Origin of the sequence: uncultured Methanobrevibacter sp., from assembly GCF_937906425.1 — an archaeon.
Classification (GTDB): domain Archaea; phylum Methanobacteriota; class Methanobacteria; order Methanobacteriales; family Methanobacteriaceae; genus Methanobrevibacter.
Genome location: NZ_CALCYR010000122.1, coordinates 1 through 4,660, shown reverse-complemented (window position 1 = coordinate 4,660; position 4,660 = coordinate 1). Strand labels below are relative to the sequence as shown.

Sequence of the window (4,660 nt, the reverse complement as noted above, 5' to 3'; positions counted from 1 at the left end):
TAATTTTTAAGTATTTTTATGTGTGTTGTACTTTTAATGTAATTTTTAAGTATTTTTATGAATTAAGATAATTTATATAGGATTTTATAGGTGTGATAAAATGGATAAAATATTCAATTTATCTCAGTTGCATAAATATTTAAGTGTAGATGATTTGGAAAGAGGATCATATGGTATAGAATGGGAAGGTTTAAGGGTGGATAAGGAAGGAAACTTGTCTCTTAGACCACATCCTGAAATATTTGGAAATAAATTGTCCAACCCGTATATTACAACAGACTTTTCCGAAAGCCAAATAGAGATAATAACTCCTGCATTTGATACAATTGATGAGGCATTCAGCTTTTTCTCATTCATGGCTGATTTGGTGAATGGATCATTGCCTGATGATGAGTACCTGTGGTTCCAGTCATTGCCTTGCATTCTTCCAGAATCAAGTAAGATTCCAATAGCAAAGTATAAGGGCAGGGAATTGGCTGAAGAGTCTATGGCATACAGGAGAGGTTTGGCTAAAAAATATGGTCTTAGAAAGCAATTGATTTCAGGAATTCATTTCAATTTTTCATTTAAGGAGGAAATGATTGAAAAATTATATGAAAATATTATTTTAAATGATTCTTTGGAAGATAATCCTATTTCCTATAAGGAATTCAAGAACAATCTATACTTAAAAATCACTAGAAATTACATTCGTTATGTATGGCTTATAATCTATCTTACTGGATGTTCTGTAGCTGCCCATGAGACTTTCACTCCAGAATGCACTGATTTGATGGAAAAAAGTGACAATAAGGGAAGTTTCTATAGTGAAAGAGGTCTTTCATTTAGAAACGCTTCCTGCGGATATAAGAATCTGGAGCATTTGTATCCTGATTACAGTTCTGTAAAAGGATTTACAAACTCTGTTAATTCCTTTATTGAGGAAGGTAAACTGTCTCAGGCAAAGGAACTCTACACTCAGATTAGATTAAAACCTAAAAATCCTCAAGAGCTTTTGAATTCCTTGAATGATGATGGAATTCAGTATATTGAAATAAGGACATTGGACATTAATCCATTCTATAAATGTGGTTTAATCAAGAAGGATATGGATTTCCTGCATTTATTTATTATCTATTTGTTGATTGCAGAAGAGTCAGATTATGAAAACTGGCAGGAGGATGCAATTTACAATGAGGAAAGGACTGCTGAATCTGCCTATGACCCGGATATGAGACTTCTTAAGGATGGTGAAGAAATAAGTCTTGAGCATTGGGGATTAAGCATTTTGGATGAGATGGATGTGATGTGTAAGACTTTAGGTATTGGAAATCAAAGCATATTGAATTCCATGAGAAGGAGGATTGTTGATTCTAATTTGACTTATGGAAAAAGACTTGTTAAATTGATTAAGGAAGAAGGTTATATTGAAAGTCAATTGGAACTTTCTAAAAACAATAAATTAACAAGCAAATATTTGATTGAAAATACTGATGAAATTGAAAAGAATGAGTTTAAGGAATATATTCCTGTAGCCCTTCAAGGCTGTGACTGTTTTTAAATTCAATCATTAATGTTTATTTGAGTTTATTTAAACTTTTTTAATTTATTTTTTGTTAATTTTTAATTAAAATTAACTTTTTTACTTTTTTTACATATTTGGAATTTTTTTGTTAATTTTTAATTTAAATTAACTTTTTTTACATATTTGGAATTTTTTTTATTTGATTTTTTTACTTAAAATAGATTTTAGATTGTTTTTTTTTACTTTTTTTTACATATTTGGATTTTTTTTATTGATTTTTTTACTTAAAATAGATTTTAGATTGTTTTTTACTCTAAAATCATATTTTAATATTGTTCATGAATTTAACATGATCAACATATTTGTTTAAGGATTCTTCTACAGTTCCTTCTCCTAAAATTAGTTTTATTCCAGCGTCTTCTGCAAAAATTTGAGCTTTAAAACCAAATTGTGCACAGATAGCTACTTTGCAATCACTGATTGTCTTGATTATTTTTGGATTTTGGTGTTTTTTCTCTTCATTAATTTCCACAGTTCTCTGTTCGACAAATTTCAATTCTTCACTTTTCTCATCAAATTCATAAATGTATAATGAACTTGCCTTTCCAAAGTGTAAATCCACTTCCTCTCCATTGGATGAAGCAACTGCAATTCTCATTTTTTCACCTTAAAATAGTTTTTTTCATATTTAAACAAGTTATTAGTATTTTTTAAAAAATTATTTAATTGTTTTTTATTATTTTTAAAGATTTTAAAAAATTAAAATATATGATTTTTATTTAATTTTATAATTAATTTTATCTTATTTTTTTAAAATGGGATTATTTATTCCTCTTTAATCCAATTGTTATAAATTAAGGATTCAATTTCCTTATTGTCCTTTGAATAAGTGCTTTGATTCATAATTATAAACAATTCATCAGCGTATTTTAGTCTTAGATTTTCATCAGGAATCAAGGTGTCTCCAGTTCTTACAACAGAAACAACCATTGCTGATTTAGGAAGTGGCAAGTCCCAGATTTTCTCTCCGATTAAGGCACAATCGATAGGGACAACATATTCCTCTAAAACGCTTTTTGTCTTGTCAAATTCCATTTCCTCTTTTGTTTTTAAAAGCCTTTTAAGCAGTGTTTCATAAATTGGAGCATTTCCGAGTATTGTTGGAATGATATATGCAATAACTGTAACTATGATTATTGCAACAAGGGAGTTTGTAGATCCTGTAAGCTCTGAAATCAATACGATTGCAGTAATTGGGGTTCTTACTGAACTTGCAAACATTGCAGCCATTGCTATCATGATAAACTTGTAGGAAACCAATGGGTCAAGACCGAAGATTGGCACGACTATTGCAGAGAATATTGCACCAATGTATGCTCCTATAACAAGTACAGGATAAAAGATTCCTCCAGGAGCTCCTGAACCGAAACAAAATATTAAAAGTAAGTATTTTCCAATTAAAAGAACAATTAAAACTGATAATGGAGGGAGACTTAATTCAATAAGTGCCATCATTGAATATCCTCCGCCTAAAACTTCGGGAAGGAATAATCCAACTATTCCAGTCACAATAAAGACGGCAATAAACCTTATTTCGATTGGCACATTTTCCAGTTTTTTCCATAAGTCTGAAGCCAAAATCATTCCTGTATTGTAGATATATCCTAAAATTCCAATCAGAACTCCCATGATAATCAGTAACCAATAGTAGTTCAATGGAATGTTTGTTGTGGTAAATGGGAAAATAGGATTTTGCCCAAAGAAAATTTTTGAAACCACATCTGCAATGAGTGCTGAAACAAGTCCTACAAGGATAATTGACCTATCGAATCCTTTGTTAATTTCTTCCAAGGTGAAAATAAATCCTGCAAGTGGGGAACTAAAGGTTGCAGCCAATCCTGCACCACTTCCACATATCAAAAGACGTTTTTCATCTGTTTTAGTATTTGGAAGGTATTTTGAAACTCCTTTTGCAGCCATTGCTCCCAATTGTACTGATGGGCCTTCTCTTCCAAGGGAAAGACCTCCAAGAGCTGTAAGGGTACCTGCAATAAATTTGGCTATCAGTGTCTTTAGCCAATTGATGTCAAAGTAGCCTTTAACTTCTCCCATAACATGGGGGATTCCACTTCCCGCTATGTCTGGATTCCATTTAACCAGGATAGCCGTAATCAGTCCCATAATTGCAAGTATGATAAACCATAGGATGGTTAAATAGAAATCGCCATGAATGTATTCTATTGTGGAAAATAGAATGTTTTCACTATTTTCAAGCCCTAGGCGGTACAATGAAACAACAAGGCCTGAGAATAATCCTATGAGTATTGCCTCAATTATTAGTTTTAGATAATACTTAGAATTTTCAACATTAAATCCTAATGTATTTTTAATCATCTTCATTTTTCACACTCTTGGTGGTTTTTGAAATTATTTTGTAAGTTTTAATGTTTAGGTTTTTAATTATTAAAATAATTTTAAATTTATTCTTTAATCTTATTGATTAGTTTTCCCACATTTTCTCCAAAGAGTCGAACTGTTTCAATTCCTTCCTTGTCTTCCAATGCAGTGCCTTCTTCTGCTGCAACAACCATGTTCCAATATTTGGATCCAGGCACAATCATTCCATTGATTGGGAAAAACATGGTCATTTCCTGTAATGTTAATGTTTGTCCTCCACGTCTTCCAACGGTAATTGGACCGCCAACCATCCAGTTCAGGAATTTGTCATTGTCTCTTGAAACCTTTCCTATTCTTTGTAATGCAGACATTATATCTCCACGTGCAGTTCCAAAGTAAACTGGGGCTGCAGGAATGAAACCGTCAGCTTCTCGTATTTTGATTATAATTTCATCCAATCCGTCATTTAATACGCAATTTCCAATTTCCCTACACTTAAGACATGCAATGCATGATTCTATTTTTTTGCCTCTAAGCGAGATGATTTCAGTCTCAACACCCTCTTTTTCAATAGCATCTGCACATTCTTTTAATGCTATGAGGGTATTGCTGTCTTTTCTTGGACTGCCATTCAATAAAATTACTTTAGCCATTTAAATCCCATTATTTTTATTCTATTTTAGGTTTAAGTCTTTTTAAGAGTTTTATTTTTATTCTATTTTAGGTTTAAGTCTTTTTAAGAGTTTTATTTTTATTCTA

The 4,660-nt window shown here is 31.4% G+C and carries 4 protein-coding genes; 1 reads left to right on the top strand and 3 read right to left on the bottom strand.

Annotation, left to right across the window (positions count from 1 at the left end; genetic code table 11):
* Positions 1–100 precede the first annotated feature (100 nt).
* A complete protein-coding gene (locus tag Q0138_RS03315) occupies positions 101–1,540 on the top strand; it encodes a glutamate--cysteine ligase (RefSeq protein ID WP_297980900.1) in 1,440 nt (479 codons plus the stop codon).
* Between the two features lie 283 nt (positions 1,541–1,823).
* Here Q0138_RS03315 and Q0138_RS03310 read toward each other — a convergent pair whose 3' ends face one another.
* The 3 genes from Q0138_RS03310 to Q0138_RS03300 form a co-directional block, all read right to left on the bottom strand.
* On the bottom strand, positions 1,824–2,162 hold the full coding sequence (locus Q0138_RS03310) for a NifB/NifX family molybdenum-iron cluster-binding protein (protein WP_297980897.1): 339 nt from the start codon (positions 2,160–2,162) through the stop codon (positions 1,824–1,826).
* Positions 2,163–2,329: 167 nt separating this feature from the next.
* Complete coding sequence (locus Q0138_RS03305; RefSeq protein ID WP_297980894.1) at positions 2,330–3,904, bottom strand: ClC family H(+)/Cl(-) exchange transporter; 1,575 nt, start codon at positions 3,902–3,904, stop codon at positions 2,330–2,332.
* Positions 3,905–3,984: 80 nt separating this feature from the next.
* Entirely contained in the window at positions 3,985–4,554 is a 570-nt protein-coding gene (locus Q0138_RS03300) for a flavodoxin family protein (RefSeq protein WP_297980891.1), read from the bottom strand.
* Positions 4,555–4,660: the final 106 nt, after the last annotated feature.